This is a genomic window from Arcicella sp. (assembly GCF_964672035.1).
This window is the reverse complement of sequence record NZ_CBABQS010000006.1, coordinates 36,268-59,516: the sequence shown is the minus strand read 5'-3', so window position 1 is coordinate 59,516 and position 23,249 is coordinate 36,268. Positions and strand designations below refer to the sequence as shown.

The 23,249-nt window shown below is 33.6% G+C and carries 22 protein-coding genes; 20 read left to right on the top strand and 2 right to left on the bottom strand.

The genetic code is table 11. The annotated features are described in order from the left end of the window. Positions 1-99: 99 nt before the first annotated feature. Together AC1W31_RS02990 and AC1W31_RS02985 are read right to left on the bottom strand one after the other, a co-directional pair. Complete coding sequence (locus tag AC1W31_RS02990) at positions 100-1,959, bottom strand: OmpA family protein (RefSeq protein ID WP_481732917.1); 1,860 nt, start codon at positions 1,957-1,959, stop codon at positions 100-102. Positions 1,960-2,043: 84 nt separating this feature from the next. Then, complete coding sequence (locus AC1W31_RS02985) at positions 2,044-2,628, bottom strand: 7-carboxy-7-deazaguanine synthase QueE (RefSeq protein ID WP_481732954.1); 585 nt, start codon at positions 2,626-2,628, stop codon at positions 2,044-2,046. Between the two features lie 260 nt (positions 2,629-2,888). Here AC1W31_RS02985 and AC1W31_RS02980 point away from each other — a divergent pair, with 260 nt between their 5' ends. The 20 genes from AC1W31_RS02980 (at position 2,889) to AC1W31_RS02885 (ending at position 23,249) form a co-directional block, all read left to right on the top strand. Then, complete coding sequence (locus AC1W31_RS02980; protein WP_481732916.1) at positions 2,889-3,548, top strand: alpha/beta hydrolase; 660 nt, start codon at positions 2,889-2,891, stop codon at positions 3,546-3,548. 645 nt (positions 3,549-4,193) lie between these two features. After that, on the top strand, positions 4,194-6,806 hold the full coding sequence (locus tag AC1W31_RS02975; RefSeq protein WP_481732915.1) for a TonB-dependent receptor: 2,613 nt from the start codon (positions 4,194-4,196) through the stop codon (positions 6,804-6,806). A 224-nt stretch (positions 6,807-7,030) separates the two neighbouring features. Further along, a complete protein-coding gene (locus AC1W31_RS02970) occupies positions 7,031-7,846 on the top strand; it encodes an energy transducer TonB (protein ID WP_481732914.1) in 816 nt (271 codons plus the stop codon). Positions 7,847-8,781: 935 nt separating this feature from the next. Next, positions 8,782-9,993 carry a site-specific integrase gene (locus tag AC1W31_RS02965; protein WP_481732913.1) on the top strand — a complete coding sequence of 404 codons (1,212 nt, stop codon included), beginning with the start codon at positions 8,782-8,784 and terminating at the stop codon, positions 9,991-9,993. Further along, positions 9,959-10,747 (top strand): hypothetical protein, encoded by a 789-nt coding sequence (locus AC1W31_RS02960; RefSeq protein WP_481732912.1) that lies wholly within the window; start codon positions 9,959-9,961, stop codon positions 10,745-10,747. Before AC1W31_RS02965 ends, AC1W31_RS02960 begins: the two co-directional genes overlap by 35 nt. Before the next feature lie 137 nt (positions 10,748-10,884). Continuing rightward, positions 10,885-11,142: a hypothetical protein gene (locus AC1W31_RS02955; protein ID WP_481732911.1), complete on the top strand. Its 258-nt coding sequence runs from the start codon at positions 10,885-10,887 to the stop codon at positions 11,140-11,142. A gap of 63 nt (positions 11,143-11,205) precedes the next feature. Continuing rightward, a complete protein-coding gene (locus AC1W31_RS02950; RefSeq protein WP_481732910.1) occupies positions 11,206-11,391 on the top strand; it encodes a hypothetical protein in 186 nt (61 codons plus the stop codon). After that, a complete protein-coding gene (locus AC1W31_RS02945) occupies positions 11,372-11,683 on the top strand; it encodes a hypothetical protein (RefSeq protein ID WP_481732909.1) in 312 nt (103 codons plus the stop codon). Before AC1W31_RS02950 ends, AC1W31_RS02945 begins: the two co-directional genes overlap by 20 nt. An 89-nt stretch (positions 11,684-11,772) precedes the next feature. After that, on the top strand, positions 11,773-13,110 hold the full coding sequence (locus AC1W31_RS02940; RefSeq protein ID WP_481732908.1) for a primase-helicase family protein: 1,338 nt from the start codon (positions 11,773-11,775) through the stop codon (positions 13,108-13,110). Positions 13,111-13,432: 322 nt separating this feature from the next. Next, positions 13,433-14,317 (top strand): toprim domain-containing protein, encoded by an 885-nt coding sequence (locus AC1W31_RS02935; protein WP_481732907.1) that lies wholly within the window; start codon positions 13,433-13,435, stop codon positions 14,315-14,317. A gap of 229 nt (positions 14,318-14,546) precedes the next feature. Beyond that, positions 14,547-15,593 carry an ATP-grasp domain-containing protein gene (locus tag AC1W31_RS02930; protein WP_481732906.1) on the top strand — a complete coding sequence of 349 codons (1,047 nt, stop codon included), beginning with the start codon at positions 14,547-14,549 and terminating at the stop codon, positions 15,591-15,593. Then, positions 15,583-15,756: a hypothetical protein gene (locus AC1W31_RS02925; RefSeq protein WP_481732905.1), complete on the top strand. Its 174-nt coding sequence runs from the start codon at positions 15,583-15,585 to the stop codon at positions 15,754-15,756. Before AC1W31_RS02930 ends, AC1W31_RS02925 begins: the two co-directional genes overlap by 11 nt. 303 nt (positions 15,757-16,059) lie before the next feature. Further along, the gene (locus tag AC1W31_RS02920) at positions 16,060-16,410 is read left to right on the top strand and encodes a PadR family transcriptional regulator (RefSeq protein WP_481732904.1); all 351 of its coding nucleotides are present in this window, start codon (positions 16,060-16,062) and stop codon (positions 16,408-16,410) included. A 79-nt stretch (positions 16,411-16,489) separates the two neighbouring features. After that, a complete protein-coding gene (locus tag AC1W31_RS02915) occupies positions 16,490-18,907 on the top strand; it encodes a PspC domain-containing protein (protein WP_481732903.1) in 2,418 nt (805 codons plus the stop codon). 158 nt (positions 18,908-19,065) lie between these two features. After that, positions 19,066-19,776: a head GIN domain-containing protein gene (locus AC1W31_RS02910; RefSeq protein ID WP_481732902.1), complete on the top strand. Its 711-nt coding sequence runs from the start codon at positions 19,066-19,068 to the stop codon at positions 19,774-19,776. Between the two features lie 155 nt (positions 19,777-19,931). Beyond that, the gene (locus AC1W31_RS02905) at positions 19,932-20,936 is read left to right on the top strand and encodes a YpdA family putative bacillithiol disulfide reductase (RefSeq protein ID WP_481732901.1); all 1,005 of its coding nucleotides are present in this window, start codon (positions 19,932-19,934) and stop codon (positions 20,934-20,936) included. A 12-nt stretch (positions 20,937-20,948) separates the two neighbouring features. Continuing rightward, a complete protein-coding gene (locus AC1W31_RS02900; RefSeq protein ID WP_481732900.1) occupies positions 20,949-21,221 on the top strand; it encodes a hypothetical protein in 273 nt (90 codons plus the stop codon). 161 nt (positions 21,222-21,382) lie between these two features. After that, entirely contained in the window at positions 21,383-21,580 is a 198-nt protein-coding gene (locus AC1W31_RS02895; protein ID WP_481732899.1) for a hypothetical protein, read from the top strand. Between the two features lie 11 nt (positions 21,581-21,591). Continuing rightward, complete coding sequence (locus AC1W31_RS02890) at positions 21,592-21,888, top strand: YtxH domain-containing protein (RefSeq protein WP_481732898.1); 297 nt, start codon at positions 21,592-21,594, stop codon at positions 21,886-21,888. A gap of 407 nt (positions 21,889-22,295) precedes the next feature. Further along, positions 22,296-23,249, top strand: a complete 954-nt coding sequence (locus tag AC1W31_RS02885) for a hypothetical protein (protein ID WP_481732897.1) — start codon at positions 22,296-22,298, stop codon at positions 23,247-23,249.

Below are 23,249 nucleotides of genomic sequence, written 5' to 3'. Positions count from 1 at the left end.
GAAAACGGACTTAAAGCTTTGCTATTAAGTCCGTTTTTAAGGTAAATTTAATGTGGCAAGGGATTCATTCGTAATTTATTTCATAGATTTGATCGATTTCTACAAAAACTTCACCTCAATCCTACGATTTAATTTTCGGTTTTCATCCGAACTATTCGGTAAATATGGGCGAGTTTTCCCGTAACCTTCCGTTTTGATTTTCAAAACATTAACGCCTTTTTGCCCTAAATAATCCACGACTGATTTTGCTCTTTTTTGGGATAAAATTACATTATCAGCATCCTTTCCCACATCGTCGGTATGACCCGAAATTTCAATTGGTAAGTCTGGATTTGATTTCAATAAAGCTACTAATTTATCCAACTCCACGGCAGACTCTGATTTCAAATCCCATTTTGCCGTATCAAAAAAGAGGTTATTCAAAATTTCCTTCGCTTCTTTTTTAATGGGTTCTAATGGAATATCGACTGTTTTATCAAGCCCAATTTTATCCGAAAAATCAAAATTTAAACTCTTGAAAAAATACCCTTTTTTACTAACAAAAACCGCATATTCACCGCCACTTGTGAGTACGGAAGTGTACGTTCCCGTTTGTGCATCCGAACTAATTTTACCGACTAATTCATTATTTTTTAAAGCAATAAGCTCAATATCAGCCTGTAATTTTTGTTTTGTTTGGGCATCATAAACGATTCCTTTCAAAAAAGAGGTCGCTTTAAATTTTGCTTGCAAAGATTCTGGAACTTCGATTTCTACAATTTTTGCTCTTCTGTATTTATCCTCTTGGTCACGTTCCAAAGAGTAATAAGCCTTCTTGCCATCCGAGGTAATGAATAGCGCCACTTGGTCTTCAAATGTGTTCAAGGGATAGCCTAAATTTTCAGGATTTTTCCATTTATTTTGTTGATTTTCAGTAAAATATAAATCCAAACCTCCCATTCCCACGTGTCCTTCAGAAGCAAAAAATAGTGTTTTTCCATTGGCATGAATAAATGGAGAAAGGTCATCTTCAATCGTATTTACGGGTGCTCCCAAGTTTGTCGCTTTGGCCCACATATTGGTAGAATCCAATTTGCTCATCCAAATATCTCGCTTGCCCAAACTGCCTTTTCTGTCCGAAACAAAATATAAAGTTCGTCCATCGGCGGATAATGACGGTTGTGATTCCCACTCGGATGAATTTACGCCAGTTCCTAAATTTTGGGGTGAAGTCCAATTATCTCCTTGTTTGTAAGCGATGAATAAATCACAACTTCCAAAGCCTTTTCGTCCTCCACATGAGGTAAAAACTAAGGTTCTTCCATCGGCAGAAATGGAGGCAGTTCCTTCATTTTCTTTGGTATTAATTTTCTCAGAAATAGAAACAGGTTCAGTCCAGATTTTGTCTTTAATGGAAGTTGCGTATAAATTTTCGTCACTGTCCTGATTCCCCGTATAAATCAAGGTTTCACGGTCGGCAGTCATTACTGGGAAATATTGAGATTGAAACCGATTGACCGATTTTGGCAATTCTAAAGGATTAATAATCAGTGGTTTCTTGGAAGCTTCTAAAGCAAATTTACAGTTATCAATGCGAGTTTTATATCGTTTTTGATTGGAAAGCGTAACCGCTCCAATTCCTTTTTCCAGAAAAACCAACGCCTTTTGATAATCTCCTTTTTTGAGATACAATTGTCCCAATTGTTGCGCCGCAATTTCCGTAACAGAAGTCTTTTCTTGGGCATTTACCGCTTTTTCATAATTCAAAATCGCATTACCAAATTGACGATTTTGTTCGTACAGTCTTGCCAACTGAAAATATGGTTCTGAGAACAATCTATCCCGTTCAATTGCCTCCTCAAATTCAGAAAAAGCCTTTTCAACATTACGTTCTTTCAAGGCCAAAATGCCCTTTTCGTAGGCATCAACGGCTTTTTTGTTGGTCGAGGAAAGGAGATTTTGGGAAAATGTAGTTATCAATAAACAGTTAGTTGCTAACAGTAAGATACATTTGATAAATAGACATTTCATATTTTTTAAAAGATTGCTTTTGGGAATTTTTTGTTACGGAATATCCATAAACTTATGTACTTGTAACGAAATTCTCCACTTCGGATTGTTCTTGACATACTCAATAATTTCGGGCAACATTATTTCCATTCTACTCCATTCGGGTTGAAGATATAGCATACAATTATCCGAGACCACCGCTGCAAAACTCTCTGCCCACTCAAAATCCGATCGATTGAAAATAATTACCTTCAATTCATGGGCTTTTGTATAAATTTCGGGATTGGGTTTCTTGAATTTTTTGGGCGAAAAACATATCCAATCCCAATCGCCCGTTACGTGTTCGCACACGCCCGAGGTTTCAATATTTGTCTCAAAACCCGCTTCGTGTAGAGCGCCCGTTAACGCATCTAAATTGTGCATCAAAGGTTCGCCACCCGTGATGACTGCCAAACGCCCTTTGTATTGTGCCGCCTCCGTAACTAATTGATTAATAGTTAGTTTTGGATGGGCATTCATATCCCAAGATTCTTTCACATCGCACCAATGACAACCTACATCACAGCCTCCCAAACGAATAAAATAAGCCGCTCTTCCTTGATGAAAACCTTCGCCTTGAATGGTATAAAAATATTCCATTGTTGGTAGTAAAGTCTCTTGTATTTCTATTCTTTCAATATTCATTATCTATTTCTTATTTACCTGCAAAATTAATGAAAAACGAGTTATCAGTTATTAGTAATTGGTTATTAGTTATTCGGAACTACATTACAAAGAGGTAATATCCTTATTTTTAGGAAGTTATTTAATTTTTATCCTTTTTTTATAAGTCTAAAATTAATTGGTACCTTAGCGAATAATTGAATATTGAACTATTTTCTAATAACTAATAGCCAACCATGAAACTCATTTTTATTCACGGATTTATCGAAGACCATACAATTTTTAATGAAATCAGAAAGACGATTACGCAAGGCGAACAAATTGCGATGGATTTAGAAAAAGTATTGGCTGATTGGCATGATGCTCCCGAGGATTTAGACGTTGTAAAAATGGCTTCTTACTTAATTGAGAAATATAACATTACGGCTCAGGATTGCGTAATCGGGCATTCGATGGGTGGATGGATAGCTTCGTATATCAAGGAAGAATGTGGTTGTAAGACTATTTTATTAGCGTCATTGACCAACCAGAGAAAATTAATTACACCACTAAAAAATCCAACTTTATTAAAATTCCTCATTCGTTGGGGATTTATGCAAAGTTCGGTAATTGTGTCATTTTTGAAAAAAGAGTACAAATATCCAGCATCAAAACAGTTATTCGATGAATTAGTTGATGGAATGAAAACAATAGATAGGAGAATTTTGTACCAACAATTTCAAATTTTGTTAGCCAAAGTCAAACCCTTAACCCTCGCCCCAGACCTACGAATTCATGCTCGCAAAGACAATATTGTTGGCTTTCCGGACGAAGAATTTGTGGAAGTTTTGGGTGATCATTTTTCTTTAATTTATCACGCTAAACAAGTAATAACGGTCATTCAAAAAGTATTATGATTTTCTAAAGCTACATTAACCCGGTAGAAATCTGACATTTAATAGTTGAAAATTTATTAGAAACATTTAGTTATTTAATTTTCAAAAATAATTGAAAATACTTGATTGTAGAATTTGTAATACATATATTTGTGACGTTACTTTTTAACGATTTGAATATACTCCGCCAAGAAAAGAAATTCAGTTCCGTTCTGGAATATCCGCTAAATGAATCTCTTTTACGTATTCAAAATCCTAATTATTATTGATTTAATTGACTTTATTTTTGAGTTTCCTTTCTGTCAAAAATTTTCATTAATTAATTCAAACCCAAAATCCTTACCTTGTACGTATAAAACTATCATTTCTTCCATAAAATCGTAGCATTTTATCTGTACGGGCTTAAAACCGTAATCACTGATTATCTCACTAATTATCACTACCGTAAGTATATCATTTCACCCAACACACTAAGAATTTTTGATTTAAGAATTTTAGATAATCCTTTATTGAAGGGATTTTTTAAACTTTTTTTACGACGAATTGACTGTTTTGGCAGCCAATTTGTAGTAGAATTATAGCTATGCAATTTAAAAAAAATAATACAACTATTTGATAATATATTTTATATACCCAAACAAGTTTCTAAAAATTATCCTTACTCAAATGAAAAAATTATTCAGACTAACACTATTAATTATTCCTGTATTATTTAGTGCCACTATTTTTGGACAAGGCATTAAAGGCAAAGTAATAGATGCCGATATTAAAGAAGGAATTGTTGGTGCTACAATTTCCATTGAAAATACCGCTTACAGTACATCTACTGACCTTCAAGGTAACTTTTCAATTAAATTACCCAAAGGTGATTATAAGATGTCAATCAGGTTTTCTGGTTATGACAAAAAAGTAGTTTCTATTATTGTTCCTTCCACGGCGGTTATTACCATTCCAGATATTTCTTTGGAAGAAGCAGCCACAGCAACGCAGGATGAAGTACTGATTCTGGTGGGTAGTCGTGCCACAGAAGGACGGGGTAAAAATGAAGGTACGGCGCCCGTTGATGTAATTTCATCCGAGCAATTACAAGCTTTTGGACAAATGGATTTGAACCAAATACTTCATTTCTTAGTGCCTGCATTCAACTCAAACCGTCAGTCAGGTTCGGATATTGCTGACCATGTTGACCCGACTTCATTACGTGGTTTAGGACCCGACCAAACCTTAGTGCTTTTAAACGGAAAGCGTTATCATCAAACGGCATTGATTGGTACATTTGGCACCAGAGGCAAAGGAAATACGGGTACGGATTTGAATTCAATTCCAGTTTCTTCGGTTGACCATATCGAAATCCTACGGGATGGAGCCGCCGCACAATATGGCTCAGATGCCATTGCGGGTGTAATTAACGTAGTTTTGAAGTCAAGTACCAACGAATTTTCGGGCAGTATTAATTCGGGATTATACGGTACAGGTGATGGCCTGATGATTAATCCAAGTGTGAATTATGGATTAAAGGTCGGTCAAAATGGTTTTATCAATATTACTGGCGAAATTTTATCAAAGGCAAAGACTTTTCGTACGGCGGATGCTAAATATCTCGACTATAAAAATCAGAATGGAAGGACATTATTCGGCGATGCATCTTACGTGAATAGTAGTTTATATTTGAATTCAGAATTTAATCTTACTGAAAAAATAAAATTTTATTCGTCAGGAGGCATCAACTTTCGTTCAACCGATGCGCAAGGGTTTACGGTTGATAGCTTAAACCCAAGAAATGTAAAGTCTTTATTTCCAAATGGTTATGAGCCAAAAATCGGGTCAAATATTTTTGACGGAAGTTTAACAGTCGGTTTCAAAGCAAAAACAAACAACGGTTGGGAGATTGATTTTTACAACGTTTATGGTAGAAATAATATTAGACTCTCAACCTTGAATACGGTTAATCCATCGCAAGTGGCGAGTACAAATATTAAAAATCAAATAAACTTTGATGCAGGTGGTTATAATTTTTCCCAAAACACTACAGGATTGACATTTACCAAAGGCTTTGATAATTTTTTATCGGGTGCCAATTTATCGTTAGGTTCAGAATTTAGGACTGATTATTATGGCATTGTTCCTGGTGAAGAATCTTCTTGGAAGCATTACGGAAATGATCAAGATATTGCGGGTGGCGCTCAAAATTTTCCAGGAATTCGTGCAGAAAATGCCTTGAATGCTTCTCGAACCAATTTAGGGATTTATGGTGACGTAGAAGTAAATGTTACCAATTCTTGGCTGATTGCTACTGCCTTACGTTACGAAAATTATAGTGATTTTGGTGGAACATTAAACGGAAAAATAGCTTCTCGTATCAAAGCAACTGATATATTATCTTTTAGAGGTTCGTTCAGTTCAGGGTTTAGAGCGCCTTCATTAGCCCAATCCTATTTTGGCACAACAATTAATGATGTAGTTGTGGAAGAAGGAAGTAACAAACCTACTTATGAAGAACGCTTAATTGCCAACAATCAGAGTCCAATCACAAAAGCTTTAGGGATTCCATCGCTCAAACAAGAGACTTCATTGAATGCCAGTTTAGGATTTGTTTTACAACCAAATAAAGATTTTTCAGTTTCAGTAGATGCCTACGCAGTAACTGTAAAAGATCGTATCGTTTTGACAGGAGATTTTTTTGCAACGGATAAAGGTCTGGAAGACATTTTCAATAATTTAGGCGTAATTGGCGCTCAATTCTTTGCAAATGCCTTGAATACCAAAACATTAGGCCTTGACATTGTGACAAATTATAGAAAAACACTCGGGAAAGGACAATTTACGTCTTCATTATCTTTTAATTATAATGATTTGAGCATCGACAAAGTGAATACTACCGCTCAATTAGCTGGTAGAGAAGAACAATTCTTAGGAAGAAGAGAACGCTCTTTGATTCAATATACGGCACCCAAATATAAGTATCATGCATTGTTTGATTATAAACTTGAGAAGTTTTCAGCAGCTTTACGTTTTTCAGGGTTTTCTTCTATGGATTTAGTTGATTATAACTCAATCAATACCGTACTAAATCACTACGATGCGAAGGTTACGACGGATTTATCGGCTGGCTATGAGTTATCAAAAAACATTCGTTTCATCTTGAATGGATCAAATATTTTTAACGTTTATCCAAATAAACAAGATCCTAATAATACCGAAACTGGTGGAATGTACGAATCCGTTCAGATGGGATTTGGCGGAAGTTTTTATTCGGTTCGTTTGAAATTGAAGTTTTAAGAAACGTTAAAGAGTCTCTAATTTTATTAAATCTGCTTAACCTTTTCACGGTAAATTGAAATGTAATTCGAAATGAAAAAGTTAAACAAGATTTAATATCTCACTACTAAAATAGTATTTAAAAAATTGATTTCCGAACAATATAGCTAATAAGGATTGGCATTGAAAGCAAATAGGGCTTGCAAATTATACTAATTCCAAAAGTCAATAAACTATCTAAAAACATGAAAAATTTAGTTATTTTATTTATCAGTATATTATTCATAAATTCTATAAAAGCCCAGCGATGGAGTTCATCATTTGTTGGCAAGCTGGAGTCTCGTGCTTTATACGCTTCAAATGTAGCCAAAGCGATTCAAACTGCTTGGGAAAACGAATTGTCGCTAAAAGGAAAGAAGGAGATGTTGCTCGACGAGATAATTTTTGGTCACGATAATGAACCCAAAGAGAAAAAAAGTACGGAGATTGCTATACCTATCATGAACAATATCGACGAAATTGAAGAGATTTTAGGTATTAAAGAAGTAATAAATCTTGACTCTGATAAAAAGAAAACTGAAACGCCAAAGGTGACTCCTATTAAAATAACGCCAGTTTCTGAATTAGGAAAGGCAACTTCAACGGGAAATATTGAGCAAACAAAAGAAGTAAAATTGACATTACCCACAGAAAAGTATGTAATTTCTAAAACTTCATTAAACATCAATAACGATGATATTGAAGCAGATTCAATCTATGCTATTCCGCAAGTAAGGGCCCTATTTTTAGGGGGTGCAAGTGCAATGAAGAGTTTCTTTGCCAAAAATATTATCATGCCCGAAAATGACGGACAATCCGTAAAAGGAAAAGTATTTGTACGTTTTGTGGTTAAGAAAAATGGAGAATTAGCTAAAATCTATATGGTCAAAGGACTCACAGATGCTTGTAATAAAGAAGCATTGAGAGTTGTCAAAAAAATGCCATCGTGGATACCTGCTATGCAAGAAGGAGAAAAAGTAAATTCATGGCATACTTTACCAATTTATTTTGAAATAGAATAGTTTAAAGACGTTGAATTAAACCCAAATTAACCACTTACATTAATCCTTTACTTTTAGAAACATGATTGATTACAGCCCTCTTGACATTCAAGGGGGTTTTGTATTTATAAAAACTAAATATTTTCTTACAATTGTCAGTCTATAACAATTATTGATTAATTTTGATTGATATTGAGATTCTAATTATTTTTTTTACCGTTTGTACATTTTTCGTTTCTTTCCTTATGTTATGAAGACAAAGAATTGGTATTGTGATAACCAATACAATTCAAGTGAATAAAAGCTAATTGACTTTATCAACTCATTACGATTTTTTAGTAATTCCGGTTGTAATGTTTTATGGATATTTATTCCATCCAAATCAATAATATTATTATAAACGTTTTATTTTAGTAAAATTGAGCGTCAATTTCTAAAAAAATAAATTCAGAGTAACGATGGCATAAGAATATCAAATGTCAATAAAAAATAAATTTTATAACCGAATAATAAAAAGGTGATATTAAACATTTGATTTGCAAGGTAAAATATTTAAGTTTGCTATCATTCTCAGATTATAAAAAATAACGGCTTAGCAAATTTTATTTTTTATAAGGATGTATTTCAAAAACATTGATTTCAACGTACTTTTTAATGGTACATGATTATAATATAAAATAAGTTGTGAGGAATAAAATTCTTTTGAACTCATGACTATATTTTGGTGTGTTAGTGATATATTTTGGCGAACCTCTGTGATGCTCGCCAAATTTTTGTAATTTAGTCAAGAATCAAGTATTTAACTGTTTAGTGGATTCAATAGAGAAAGAAAATAAAAGTATTTAATACCGTTGAATATCGTTAAAGTTCGTAAAGTTTGTTACCTTTTTTGTTACTAATTGGCTCACGGCTTTTATTCCTACGTTTGCTATTGTACTTAGAAAAGCAGACAAACAATGGATAAATTTATTGAATATTCTTTACGGTTTAATCGTAAAAAAAAACTTGACACCAGCGATAAAGCACCGATTGAGATTAGAATGTATCTGAATGGAAAAGCAAGCTATAAGGGTACAGGTGTAAGCATCTCGCCCGAAGGTTGGAACAAAGCTAAAAATAGACCAAAAGACAATTTTATTAATCGTCAATGTGAAACACTTATTTCAGATTTAAAGGTTTTTGAATTGGAATTTAGGCAAAAGAACGGACGGTTTACCATTAAGGATTTTAAACTTTTGTATAAACCTCAATCCCTTCCAGAGCCTTCCAATGTATCATTTACAAAATACTTTAATGAACAACTTCAAACAGAAAAAGGAGTTTCTAAACCTGTAGAAAATAGCAGAAAATTAACATTAAAATATCTTCAAGAGTTACGCCCCGAAATTGCATTTAGTGAAATTAATTTTCAGATAATAAAGGATTTTGATTCTTTTCTAAAAAGTAAAAAAATAGGTACTAACACCATATCAAAGCATCACCAACACTTTAGGAAATACATAAAGCAAGCTGTTAAAAGTGGTATTTCTGTAAAAAATCCCTATGAAGATTTTAAAATACTCAAAGTAGAAGCGTATTCAAATTTTATTACGGATAAAGAATTGAAACGGATTGAAAACTTAACTTTTGATAAAGAAGATAGGAAAGAAAACTTTTTGGAGCGTTGCCGTGATATGTTTTTATTTTCATGCTATACAGGCTTACGATATAGTGATACAGAAAAGATAACCGCTAAACACCTCCAGAACTCCAAAGATGGCTTAACGCTTGACTATCAAGCTAACAAAACTAAAAAATTTGGTGTAAAGCATCTCTTTGTTTTATTTGGCGGTAAACCCGAAAGAATTGCTTTAAAATATATGCCAAAGAATAATGATGATACTTTGTTTAAGGGATTGAAAAACCAAAGAGTAAATGAAACCCTTAAACTATTGGCAGAACGTGCTGAAATTAAGAAGATATTACGGTTTAAGGATTCAAGAAATACGTTTGCAAGCTATCTTTTAGCCAAAGGAGCACCCTCAAATATAGTACAAGATGAACTACAACATTCAAATTTATCACAAACTCAAACTTATGCAAAACATAACGATGAAATGAAAATACAGACTTTTAACAAAATATTTGGACATAATGGAAGCAACAAAACGGACATATCAGAAACATAAAACGGAAAAGAAAATTACCGTAAAGCACTATTTTAATAGAACTATTAATGAGTTTGATAAACATGGAGGCAAAGTTGTACCTGTATATGTTCAAGTTACATATCATGGGAAAAACACAAGGTTTAGAAGTAGGTTAAAACCGTTTCCAGAGGATTTATTAGAATTAGATACTACACAAAAACATGATATTTCAAATTTTTTAGAGGAAAGGGAAAGAGATACAGCACTAATAATTTTTTTAGTAAAAGAGTTCTCTAATTTGAATAAACGCTACGGAGCTAATAGATATGGTATTAATGATTTAGCAAGTATGTATCATAATGAAATAAATGATTTGTCTTGTTTTATACACAATTGTTTAAATCATGAAATTAGAGAAGTAGTTCTTGATAATGGAGATGAATTTTACATTCATGGTACACAAGCCTTAATATCCTTTGAATATTTTAAAACTTTTTACCCTAATTTGGAGACTATTAAAGAAAAGTATAATTCTAATATTTGGGTTTTTGATGTTTACCTAAGTCAATTACAATCCTGTGAAAAAGTAGAACTTAGAAAAGAACATGATTTTAAAAATTCGGAAAATGTACCAAGTCTATGGAATCCAACAGTACAAGACTTTAAAGACAATTATGCTCAAGAAAAATTATTACAGTATTTTGAAGAATCTCAAAATATAAAAAATATAATTAGAGATATTCAAAAGTTGTTTGATAAATATGGTGAAAATTATATTTCTCAATACTTTTAGACCTTGCAAACCTTGCAAGGTTTTTATTTTATTAAATAATGTGGAATCAATGTGAAATATTTATAAAAATATGGAATCAATGTGAAATATTTTGTAATATTGTGTCGTAGGAATTCTTAACTCTCCTTCACAATATTATGAAACAACAAATAACAAATACAATAAACCAAGACAATGGACAAAGTCCTATTTCGGTTCGTCTCGAAAAAATAACAGATAATCTACTTAGTCCCAAAGAAGCATGGGAAGCCCTCAAAATTGGAAGAACAAGATTCTATACACTTGTTAATCAGGGATATATTACTTTATATCGTTTCGATTATGCAGGTAGAAAAACGTTTGTGAAACGTTCCCAACTTGCTTTGCTTTTCCCAAAAGATTTTAATGATAATTAAGTCCGTTTACCGTCTTTACGATGGTTCACGGACTTTTTACTTTTAACCACAACCATAAATAAAATGACAGAAAAAAATCAACTTTGGACACTTCCACAACTTTTTGAAGAAGTCTTCAGGCGTGCAGGAACAGGCGAAAATATTTATTTAATTCCGTTTTCTGAAAAATTCAAAGATTCGCATTTTTCAACACTCAAAGCAATAATTGAGACAATCAACAACCAAGAAAATGCCAGAAAAATACAATGAGAGATTTCCATATCTCAAAGATTTTGAGACGAAAGAAGGCGTAGATTATTGGTCAAAAGCTGACTTATTGCAGAAATTCGAGAGTTTTTATAAGAATTTTTCATTCGACGAATTTATTAAGAATAAAAGATTAGATGAAATGAAGTTATTAATAAATGACAAAAAATTTAACCCTAAAGATATAGGATGGTTTTTGTTAGATATTTATCAAATGAGAGGTGATTTATTAGATAGAGAAAAATTTTTAAACATTGCTAAATTATGTATTAAAGATTTATCTATTCTAAATTAGTCACAAAAAAAGCGGTAAAGTTGGATGACTTTACCGCTCAAAATTTAACCTTTTAATATTGTATTTCTGACATGGGCAAAATTACTAAAATGAAACCAGAAAATAAAGCAGAACCATTAAAAATTAATGGTAATAATGATGTTAATAATGTTCTAATATTAGATGTTACTACATCACAGGAATTAGAAGAAAAAGAGGAGCAGGAAGAGAAAGAAAAGAAAAAAAATCTCAAAAAAATTGCTAATAATTATATTAGGATTAGAGATGATTATTATAAGATTGTTCATCGTCCAGACAAGTCGGGCAAACTTTACAAAGACCTCCTAAAATTATCCAAAACAACTATAACGGACGATTTCACGAAACGTATTTTAAAGGATATTAAAAAGTATGATGATTTTACCTTAGTAGCATCACACACTAATTTTAGGCAGTCAATCAATGGTTTTTATAACCAATATCACGAAGTTACACACGTCCCAACGGCAGGAGATTGCAAACATATCTTCCATATCATAAAGCATATTTTTGGAGAAAGTTATTTTGATTTTATCCTTGATTATTTCCAAATTTTATACACAAATCCAAATCAATGTTTGCCTATCATTTTGATTGAATCATCAGAAAAGAATACGGGCAAAACAACCCTCTCAAATCTATTCTATTGGATATTTCAATACAACGCTATTAAACTTGGTAATAGTGATTTACAAAGCGAATTTGGCGGTTATTGGTTGCAACGTCTTTTAATTATTGTAGATGAAACAAGCCTTGAAAAAGAAGGTGTAACCCAAATGTTAAAAAGGCTATCTACTGAAACTGGTAAGGTTACATCAAATGAAAAGAACAAGGCACAGCGTGAAATTGATTTTATAGGTAAGTTTATTTTCTTATCAAATGACGAAGGTAAAGCCCTAAAAATTGAGAGAGGAGACCCAAGGTGGGCAGTTTTTAAAGCCCCAACATTTGCAGAAAAAGGATACAAAGACGACCCTAAAATAAGCGAAAAAATGCAAAAAGAAATTCCCGCTTTTCTACATTTTTTGGTTAATCGTACTTTGGTTCATTCCTTAGAATCTCGAATGTATTTTGCCCCCGAAGTTTACCGTACATCTCAATTAATGCTATATTATAATAATAGTATTTCATTGGTCGCACAGGCAATCAAACAATTAGTGAAAGATACTTTTGCCATGTTTCCAGATGAAACAGAATTGAAGTTTTCAATTACAAATATCATGGATGAATTGAAAGGGAATATTAGATTTTTGGAGAAAGAAAAAGTTCGTAAAGCACTCGATATTGAACTAAAAATAAATCAATCCGAAAAGAAAGGTCGTTACGATTATTTAAGCCTATCAAGTGCAGAGCGTGGCAATACTTCATCAATCGAAAGTAATAGTATTACCTATCAATTCTTAAAATAATGGATTCTTAGAAAAGTACAATTAGGCATACAACTAAAAAATTAGTTTTGGAACGTTTAGAACATTTTTGGAACAGAAAAAACGCAAAAAATAACGTTTTTCTCTTTAAAAGTCCCTGTTTCAGATAGTGCTTGTTTTTTGGAACATTTGGAACACAATATATAATATATTAAAAATCAATAAGTTAGAGTGTTCCAAAAATGTTCCAAACCTGTTCCAAGCGTTCCAAATGTTCCATGTTCCAAAAAAAAGGGGTACTTTTCAAATACGGGACTTTGGAAGGTTGTAAAAAAAGGCAGTGCAATTTTAAGATTTTAAAACCATGATAAATCAAGAACAAATAAAAGAATTAAAGCAAGTTTCCATAGTTGGATATTTGGCAGGAAAAGGCATAAATCCAACTTCAAAAAGTGGAAGTTATTTTATGTATCATTCCCCACTAAGAAACGATAGTACACCGTCCTTTTCTGTCAGTCCTACCAAGAATACATTTTATGATTTAGGCAATGACAGCGACAAAGGAAATATCATTGAATTAGTAATGAGAATGGAGCGTATGAGTTTTGTAGATGCGTGCCAATATTTAGGCAGTCAAGACTTAATGAAAGAAAATGAAAAACCTCTTTCTTTTTCATTAAGTCCAAACCCTAATAATGAGATTAAGAACTACGAAGTTACAGCCATGAAGGACTTACAGCACCCCGCACTAATCCGCTACGTGGAGAGTCGTAAAATTACCCTTTATACAGCATTTAGTTACCTTAAAGAAATACACTATAAAAACGCCAAAGGTCAATTTTTTGGAGTTGGTTATCAAAATGATAGTAAAGGGTATGTTCTACGAAGTGAGATAATGAAAAAGCCTATCAATTTAGGACATACAGCAATCAAAACCTTTGCCATTGTTGGCAGTAGGAACGTATCAATTTTTGAAGGAATGTTTGATTTTCTTTCCGCTATTGAACATTTTAAAAGCCGTCCACGATGCACCGCTATTATTTTAAATTCAGTATCCAATTTATCCAAAGCAATGCCAATACTCAAAATAGCCGAAACGATTTACAGTTATTTGGACAATGACGATGCAGGGCAAAAAGCAACCCAAAAAATGAGAGATGCAGGGTTAAAAGTTTTGGACCAATCAAACATCTATTCAGCACACAATTTTAAGGATTTTAACGATTTTTTGATAAATAAACCTCCATAAACTCAATTTTTAACTCATTTATAGACAAAATAAGCCCTTTTTATATCCCTTTTGCAGTGTTTTTTTTAACAACTTATTGGTATTCAATAAGTTACAAGCAAAAAAGTAAAAAAAATACATTATTTCTGTCTTTCACCTGTCCCACCCTATGCCGAAAGTGGCAATTGCCACTCAAAATCCAGAATATAAGTTCAATAATTTTTTAACTAAAAACCAATAAATACAAAAAATGGAATCAAGTAACAAATTGCATATTTTAATCTTAACTAACAGTAGCCAAAAAAAGCTAATTGAAGTTATCGAAAATCGTGGACATACTTACGAGTTGTTAAACCCCTCTGACCTTTACTTATTCGTTAGTGAAAGTGAGAACGGATACGACCGCATTTACAACGGTAATGCTGACTTATTGACCCCTCAAAGGCTCAAAGCAAATGACTATGATTGCGTTATTAGCCGTATTGGCAAAAACCTAAATCATGGAGCGTCTATATTAAGACACTTGACCGAAAATTTAGGGATATATTGCCCTCAAAGTGCTGACGGACTTTTAACATCATCGGATAAACTCAAAACTACTCAAAGGTTAAGTTTCAAAGGCATAAGAGTACCCGCCACTATTTACGCCGCCAATCCGCTACATATTGATTTTTTACTTTCTAAGGTTGGCGGACTTCCAGCAGTTGCCAAGATGCTGCATGGTAGCCAAGGCGTTGGCGTTAGCATACTTGAAACACCGCTTGCCACAAATACAGCATTAGAGAGTTATTGTAAAGCAGGAATTGACATTAAGATACAAGCATTCATAAAAGCAGGAGGCAAGGACATAAGAGCCATTGTAGTAGGTGATAAAGTTGTTTCTGCAATGGAACGGACGGCAAATAAAGGAGATTTTCGGGCTAACATCTCAAAGCAGGGTTCGGGTAAGAAAATTGAATTATCCATTGAAGATGAAGAAATTTGTGTAAATACTTCCAAAGCATTGGGACTTGAATTTTCGGGCGTTGATATTATGAAAGATGAAAACGGGAAAACGTATGTAATTGAAAATAATGGAAATCCAGGAACACAAATTTGCAACATTACAGAACATAATTATTTTGAAAATTTGCTTGACCTGGTAGAGGATAAAACAGGGTTTTCCAAAAATGAAAGAGATGGTAGTAACGACAAACAAGGTGCTAATATTCAGACAAATAAAATGAGCGTTGTAACTCAATACGCAATAGAAATAGGAAACAAAGCATTAACAACACGTTCAGAAAATGGAAAATGAAGATTTTAAGTCATTAGAAAACATAATTTTAGAATCTGACTATTTGGTACAAAATGTTATTGATGAGATAGAAAATGAATATTTTTATGTACCAATAACTTTTAGAAAGAAAATACATGATGAGATTAAAGAATCTAAGTATTTAACAAAATCTATCCTTTAAAATACAGTTTTTTGTTACCATTTTGTTACTAATTACGCTAAAATTACATAACTAATTGATTATCAGTATTTTGGCGAACCTCTGTGAGGCTCGCCAAATTTTTTTAAAACCCTCCCCTACTTCTTTTCTCAAAATAATTACCATTTATCATTTCCACAGTGCCATTTATACATAAAGGGAAAAAATATATTTATAGTACCTTGTTTTACATAGTACCTTTCTATATCTTTGTTTCAAGAAATTAGTATAATGATATTTTTGACTTTATGAGTAAATGAATTAATATAAAAACCATTAAAAATTATGGATTTAGAAAACGCCAAAGTGCAGATGCGAAAAGGAATTTTAGAATTCTGTATTCTGCACATTATTTCAAGAGGTGAAGTGTATGCTTCGGATATGCTTGAAGAATTAACTTCTGCTAAGATTATGGTTGTGGAAGGCACGTTGTATCCTTTATTAACAAGATTGAAAAACTCTGGTCTGCTGGATTATAAATGGGTTGAATCAGTATCTGGCCCGCCACGAAAATATTATGTTTTAACTGAAACTGGTAAGGCTTTCCTGTTACAATTTGAAGAAACGTGGGTAGAGTTGCAAGGTTCGGTAGCTCAAATAATTCAAGATTCATTTCATCATCATAATCCGCAATAGTTAATGGTTATTTAGTAATTAGAAAAACTGATAACAACTTACTCAGCAACCAATAACTAATAACCAGTAAAATACTGACATGAAAAAGACCATATCAATCAATATAGCAGGCATCGTATTTCATATTGAGGACGACGGCTACGAAAAATTAAATGCTTATCTGAAAGCTATTCAGAAATATTTTTCTTCCTACGAAGGTTCAAAAGAAATTGTGGAAGATATTGAAGCTCGCATCGCTGAAAAATTTTGGGATAAACAAAAATCAGACGACAAACAAGCCATTTCCTTGCAAGATGTGGAGGGTTTGATTGCTTCAATGGGTTCGGTTTCAGACTTTGCCGCTATCGAAGAAGATGAAGATTTGGCAATGGCAGGAACGAGCAATAAAGCTAAACAAGCTAATGCTGGCGAGTCCAAAAGTAGTGAGACTGACGAGAGTATCAACCATGAAAAATCTCAAACGGGAAAAAGTCATTCAGAATATAATTATAAGTATAATGCAGGAAATAGAAAATTATACCGAGATACCAGACGCAAACTTTTGGGGGGCGTTTGTGCAGGATTGGCTCATAATTTAGGCTTCGACCCGCTTTGGGTAAGATTGGCATTTCTGTTTTTACTGTTAGGAATTGGCCCTATCACGGCAGGTATTTTGAGTGGTATTACCTTCATTTTTTACATCGCCTGTTGGATTGCTTTTCCAGCAAATCCAGCTTTGGAAGAAGACGAACAAATCCGCAAATTCTATCGTAATCCCGACGGAAAAGTTTTGGGTGGCGTAATGAGTGGAATTGCTTCGTACACGGGTTGGGATTTAGGAATGTTACGTTTTATATCTGTGTTGAGTATATTTTTATTCGGTTCTGGCTTAGTTATTTACGTAATTCTCTGGGCGATAGCTCCCGAAGCAAAGACTTTAACTGACAAAATGCAAATGTCTGGCGAACCCATAACGCTCGAAAACATCGAATCGAATATCAAAAAAACCTTCAATGTTGAAGACCATCCCGAGAACCCGCTTACAAAATTATTATTATTACCATTTAGGGTTATCTCACAGATTTTCAAGGCATTGGGCCCTTTCGCTGAATTTTTAGTTTCGGCAGGAAAGATTTTTGTGGGTGGTATGATGGTTTTTATTGGAGTAATTTCTATCATCGCCTTAATTTTTTCTTTGTTCGTTGGCGTAACAGCTTTGGAAGCGGGTCATGTGTATTTTGGCAATAATGTTCCGTTGGGGTTGATTGGCCGTGATGCTTCGCCCTTGATGATTATTGGAGGATTTTTGGCCGCCACTGTGCCAGCATTTGTGATTGCTTGGGCGGGTTTATCTTTAGTTATCCGTAGAAATTTATTTACTTCAACGGTTTGGCAAAGTGCTTTGGGCGTGTTTGTGGTGGGTTTACTCGTAACAATGTACACAGGAGTGCGTTATGCAAGAAATTTTGCCAGAACTGCTTCGATTGAAAAAGTTTTGAATTATAATACCGAAAATAAAATACCCATATTCGACCTTAATTACACAGGATTCGACCAAAATTGGGAGCCTTCCGTTGAACTTATTGGCTACGATGGCACAACTATAAAAGTTGAACAGGTTTTCAGAGCGGATGGAAGAGACAAACAAGATGCCGAGAAAAACGCCTTGGATGTGAAATATAATATCATCCAGAAAGATTCATTGCTACTGTTCGACGACCGATTAGATTTTAACGATAATGCTCGTTTTCGTGACCAACACATCAGAATGAAAGTGTATATACCTTTTAATAAAGAATTTACCATGTCGAGAGGATTTGGTTCTTTTATTGATAATGCCTTGGACAATCAATATTTTGAAGATGCCGACGGCGATAAATTCAAAGGTTCTCGTTGGAAGTTTACCAAAGATGGCGAGTTGATTTGTACCAACAGAATCTTGAAAACAGAAAATGAAAATTCGGATGGTTCGCAGACATTGGACGTTAAAGATTTTGAGTTTATCAAATCTGATGTTAATAATGGCACAAGCAATTATGATATTCGGCAGGGCAATGAATTTAAGGTAGAAGTTGATGGAGCTAATGATTCGCAATCGTTGAAATATGAAGTAAAAAATAATACTTTGTCAATCAATAATGGCAATAATAATAACTTGATGATACACATTACGATGCCTAAACTCAAAGGAATAATTTTGAAAGGTGGTAATGGCGAAAGTGAAATTCATGATTTTTCAGGCGATGATTTTACGGTAGAATTGTATGACTCAAATAAACTCACCATCAACGGTACCACAAAATCTTTGACTGCCAAAATTGCAGGATTTTCAAGACTACAAACGTATGATTTACAAGCAGTTAATGCAGTTGTCGAAGCCAAAGATAATGCCGAAGCAGAGATAAATGTAAAACAAAAAATGGATGTAAAAACAAAAGGAACGGCCCAAATTCGTTACCGTGGCGAACCTTCCGAAAATCGTTCGGTGCGGGATGGTGGAACAATTGAAAGGGAATAAAATAAGCAAATGTTAAACGCAAAAGGGTGAACGGATGTATAAAATGGCTTTATATTTTACCGTTTACCCTTTTGTGTTTACCGATAAATTAATTTTCTAAACGACGTGCAACGTTTCTCCATAAACTTGCATCTGATAACTAAACAAACAAAAATAACATGAAAACCAAGACCCTCATCCATAACCTATTCGTAATGACCGCTTTAATGTTGGCTACGAATTTATTAATGGCTCAAAACAAAAAAGATTATCCATTAAAAGGCTTTGACAAATTAGATATGTCAAGTGCTTTTCAGATTGATGTTACGCAAGGCTCAACTTACAAAGTTTCAGTTGATGCAGAACGCTCGGAAGATTTAGAAGATTTAACGGTAAGTATTAGCAACGGAACTTTAATTGCCAAATATCGTGATGGCAAAGGCTGGAAATGGAATAATAATCGTAAAAAAGTTTATTTCACCATTGTAATGCCAACTTTAAAATTGGTCGATTTTTCGGGAGCAACAAAATCAAAAATTTCAGGTTTTAACGATTTAGAAGAATTAACCTTGAAATTTTCGGGAGCGGCTAATTCAGAAGTTAACGTAAAAGCGGATAAAGTAAAATTAAATTGTTCGGGAGCTTCATCCATCAAAATGAATGGAAATGCCACTAAAATGAATTTCGATGTGTCGGGAGCAAGTAATGTAAATTGCTATAATTTCGCAGCCAAAGATGTGGATGCTGATATATCAGGAGCAAGTTCTGTAAAAGTAAATGCTTCGAAAACGTTGAGTGTAGAAGCAAGCGGAGCATCATCTTTGCGTTATCGTGGACAGCCTTCGGTAAAATCGGATGTGTCGGGAGCCAGTTCGGTAAAAAGTGAGTAATTTTCGATGTTCGTGATTCGTTTTTCGATGATTGGTTGGAATCCAAACAGCGACAATGGACGCTTAGAAAAACAAAGTAAAAAGCCTATTAGTTGTTGAAACTGATAGGCTTTTTACTTTGTTATAAATTTAAACAACTTACTCCGAACATCGAAATGACAGACATCGAAAATCGAAAATATTACGACTTAATTATCATTGGTGGTGGGCCAATTGGCTTGGCTTGTGGACTCGAAGCCCAAAAAGCGGGACTCAATTATGCAGTCTTAGAGAAGGGCTGTTTAGTTAATTCAATCTATAATTATCCTGCCAACATGACTTTTTTTAGTACCTCCGACCGCTTGGAATTGGATGATGTTCCCTTCGTTTCAAATAGTGCAAAGCCCACTCGTTCGGAAGCTTTAGAATATTACCGCAGGGTGGCATTTAATCGAAAATTGAATGTTAAATTGTTTGAAGAAGTAGAAACAATTGACAAGAATCCTGATGATTTTTATGAGATTGTAACGAAAAAACGCACCTACCAAACCAAGAGCATCGTCATTGCCACGGGTTTTTATGACATTCCTTATTTGATGAATGTGGAAGGCGAAAATCTACCAAAAGTAACCCATTATTACGATGAACCCCACTTCTATGCTTTGCAAAAAGTAGCGGTGGTTGGGGCAAGTAATTCAGCGGTAGATGCGGCCCTTGAAACGTGGCGAAAAGGGGCGGATGTCACCATGATTATCCGTGATAAAGCAATTGGAGAACGAGTAAAATATTGGGTAAAGCCAGATATTGAAAACCGCATTAAAGAAGGTTCGATTAAGGCGTATTTCAATTCAGAAGTTGCAGAAATACGTGAGAATGAGGTAGATATAAAAACACAAGAAGGCATTGTTACAATTGAAAATGATAATGTAATCGCTATGACGGGCTATCAACCAAATTTGGATTTTCTTCGTAAAATTGGCATTACATTATCGGCCGACGAAATCATGAAACCGATGTATAATGATGATACACACGAGACAAATTTACCCAACGTGTATGTAGCGGGAGTGATTTGTGGAGGCATGAATACGCACTCATTATTCATCGAAAATTCAAGAATTCATGCCGTGAAAATTATTGAAAAAATTACTGGAAAATCTGTAAGTTTACAAGATAATTAAACTTGAAACCAAATGACTACTGTAAAGCAAAGAAAATTGGCTCGTAAAGTTCCTGAATATCTCATTAAAGAGATTTTGGACAGAATTCCTATCTATTATAAAGGGTATAAAGCAGTTTTACGCAAAGAAAAAACATTAGAAAGTATTATGGGTGCAAGTGGATTACAAGTACTTATTGTGTCATACATTTATAAGTTATTAGTTCGTCAATTAAGTGATGATATGTACCATGTATTTGCAGGTGAAGCTGGACTTCATCTTGATATAAACAATAATTTATCATGAGATATTGTTATTTATGACCGTGCAACGTTATATAACACTAAAATTGATACGCATTATTTAGACGTTCCTCCAAAAATTGATATAGAAATAGATGTGAGCATTGATACGACTGATTTTTCAGAACAAACCTACATTTACAAAAAAACTGACCGTTTATTATCTTGGGGAAAAAAACTGACCGTTTATTATCTTGGGGAGTAGAGAAAGTAATCTGGGTTTTGAGTGCTTCTAAGAAAGTAATTATTGCAGAACAAGGCAAAGACTGGTTATTAGTGGATTGGTCGAAAGACATTGAAATTATCAATGGAATTAAGTTTAATATTTCACAATATTTAGAAAAATCAGGAGTTAATTTTTAAACAAATAAACCATGTCAGTAAACGCAAAACATCTCGCAACATTCATTCTTGGAGCCGCCGCTGGCGTTGCTTTGAACAAATATCTCCAAACTAAAGAAGGAGAAAAAACCTTAAACGATTTGAAAGAAAAAGCTTCTAATTTAAAAACTGAAGCCGAAGGAGCAATCGATAAAGCACCCGAATATTTCGAGAAATTAAAAACGGAAGGAGCAGCCGCTTTGAAAGAACAATTTCCAGGAATTGAGAAATTTTTAGCTGATTTTATGGGAACAACACCACCCACAACAAGTACTGAGGTTGTGGATTAGTTAAATGAATTGTTTTAAGGACGGCGTTGCTTTGAGCGACGCCGTCCTTTTTTATGCTATTTTTCACAACTAATAACTCCCTTGGCTATTAAATACGGAAGAGCAATATAAAGTGTTACGCCTTTTATCAGAAAAAAGAAAAAACCCGCCCATCCGAGCCGTTTGAGCCATGCAATAATCTTATTTTGAGGAGGTTGCTGTGTTTCCAAGTCTGTTTTCTTTTTTAATTAACCAATCCTGTCACCAATTAGTTTACCGTTTTATAAATTTAACGATGGATTTAACACTACAAAAATACGACGTTGTTGAAGAAAATAGTATCTTGCCGTCTGAAAAATAAAAATTTAGCAAAGACAAAAAAATGGATTTCAAAGCTAATTTTGAAATCCATTTTTTGCTTTATAATTATGTCGTATCAACTAATTATCTCTCATAATTTCAATAATATTCCTACTGAAATATTCAATTTTCAGCGATATTTTTTCAATGAAATCGAGCATCTTCAACATCAAAGAGGAGAAAATGAATGCTACACTTTTTATTGGCAAAATATTGATAATCACACAATTGAAGCAAGGTTTAGCGCAATTATTCAAGATAAAATTGCGTACAGTCCATTAAGAGCAACATTTGGAGGAATTGAATTTCAGGAAGAGATTTCAGTAAAAGATTTATTTGATTTTTTGAATAAATCTATCCAATTTCTACAATCTTTAAGCGTAAAAAGTCTGGTCATTAATTCATATCCAGAAAGTTATCTTACTGAATATCAAATTGATATTCTTCAAAGTTGTCTTTCCAACCTACATTTCCAAGTAAAATTTACCGACCAGAATTTTGAAATTCCAATTTCCAATAAGTCCTTTTATGAAACTGTAATTGGTGCTACTTCAAAGCAATTACTCAGAACGTATATTAAAAAAGGATACGTGTTTAACCAAGAATTAAATCCAAATATTGCGGTTGTTCATGCGTTTATTGCTCGCTCAAGGGTGCGTAAAAATCGCCCAATGACGATGAATTGTGAACAATTAACGGAGCATTTTAAAAAATTTCCGAAAAATTTTCAATTATTTTCTGTAACTCATTCAAATACAATGGTTGCCGTCGGGGTAACCATTAAGATTAATGACGACATTATTTATACTTTTTACCTTGCCGATGAGGAAAATCACCTCAAAAATAGCCCAACAACCTTCTTATTATCAGGTATTTACGAATACGGCAAGTTGGAAAAATTTAAAATTTTAGACCTTGGAATAGTCACCGAAAAAGGCGTTATGAATGAAGGATTGGCGAGATTTAAGCAAAATTTGGGGGCGGAAACATCAAAGAAAAAAACCTATTTTTTAGCTTTATAA

Excerpts from the sequence above, each read along its gene's own strand:
- AC1W31_RS02885 (WP_481732897.1), top strand. The coding sequence starts at position 22,296 with ATGTCGTATCAACTAATTATCTCTCATAATTTCAATAATATTCCTACT.
- AC1W31_RS02980 (WP_481732916.1), top strand. The coding sequence starts at position 2,889 with ATGAAACTCATTTTTATTCACGGATTTATCGAAGACCATACAATTTTT.
- AC1W31_RS02945 (WP_481732909.1), top strand. The coding sequence starts at position 11,372 with ATGCCAGAAAAATACAATGAGAGATTTCCATATCTCAAAGATTTTGAG.
- AC1W31_RS02965 (WP_481732913.1), top strand. The coding sequence starts at position 8,782 with ATGGATAAATTTATTGAATATTCTTTACGGTTTAATCGTAAAAAAAAA.
- AC1W31_RS02890 (WP_481732898.1), top strand. The coding sequence starts at position 21,592 with ATGTCAGTAAACGCAAAACATCTCGCAACATTCATTCTTGGAGCCGCC.
- AC1W31_RS02985 (WP_481732954.1), bottom strand. The coding sequence starts at position 2,628 with ATGGAATATTTTTATACCATTCAAGGCGAAGGTTTTCATCAAGGAAGA.
- AC1W31_RS02900 (WP_481732900.1), top strand. The coding sequence starts at position 20,949 with ATGACTACTGTAAAGCAAAGAAAATTGGCTCGTAAAGTTCCTGAATAT.
- AC1W31_RS02935 (WP_481732907.1), top strand. The coding sequence starts at position 13,433 with ATGATAAATCAAGAACAAATAAAAGAATTAAAGCAAGTTTCCATAGTT.
- AC1W31_RS02950 (WP_481732910.1), top strand. The coding sequence starts at position 11,206 with ATGACAGAAAAAAATCAACTTTGGACACTTCCACAACTTTTTGAAGAA.
- AC1W31_RS02920 (WP_481732904.1), top strand. The coding sequence starts at position 16,060 with ATGGATTTAGAAAACGCCAAAGTGCAGATGCGAAAAGGAATTTTAGAA.
- AC1W31_RS02955 (WP_481732911.1), top strand. The coding sequence starts at position 10,885 with ATGAAACAACAAATAACAAATACAATAAACCAAGACAATGGACAAAGT.
- AC1W31_RS02960 (WP_481732912.1), top strand. The coding sequence starts at position 9,959 with ATGGAAGCAACAAAACGGACATATCAGAAACATAAAACGGAAAAGAAA.
- AC1W31_RS02940 (WP_481732908.1), top strand. The coding sequence starts at position 11,773 with ATGAAACCAGAAAATAAAGCAGAACCATTAAAAATTAATGGTAATAAT.
- AC1W31_RS02905 (WP_481732901.1), top strand. The coding sequence starts at position 19,932 with ATGACAGACATCGAAAATCGAAAATATTACGACTTAATTATCATTGGT.
- AC1W31_RS02975 (WP_481732915.1), top strand. The coding sequence starts at position 4,194 with ATGAAAAAATTATTCAGACTAACACTATTAATTATTCCTGTATTATTT.
- AC1W31_RS02930 (WP_481732906.1), top strand. The coding sequence starts at position 14,547 with ATGGAATCAAGTAACAAATTGCATATTTTAATCTTAACTAACAGTAGC.
- AC1W31_RS02925 (WP_481732905.1), top strand. The coding sequence starts at position 15,583 with ATGGAAAATGAAGATTTTAAGTCATTAGAAAACATAATTTTAGAATCT.
- AC1W31_RS02970 (WP_481732914.1), top strand. The coding sequence starts at position 7,031 with ATGAAAAATTTAGTTATTTTATTTATCAGTATATTATTCATAAATTCT.
- AC1W31_RS02910 (WP_481732902.1), top strand. The coding sequence starts at position 19,066 with ATGAAAACCAAGACCCTCATCCATAACCTATTCGTAATGACCGCTTTA.
- AC1W31_RS02915 (WP_481732903.1), top strand. The coding sequence starts at position 16,490 with ATGAAAAAGACCATATCAATCAATATAGCAGGCATCGTATTTCATATT.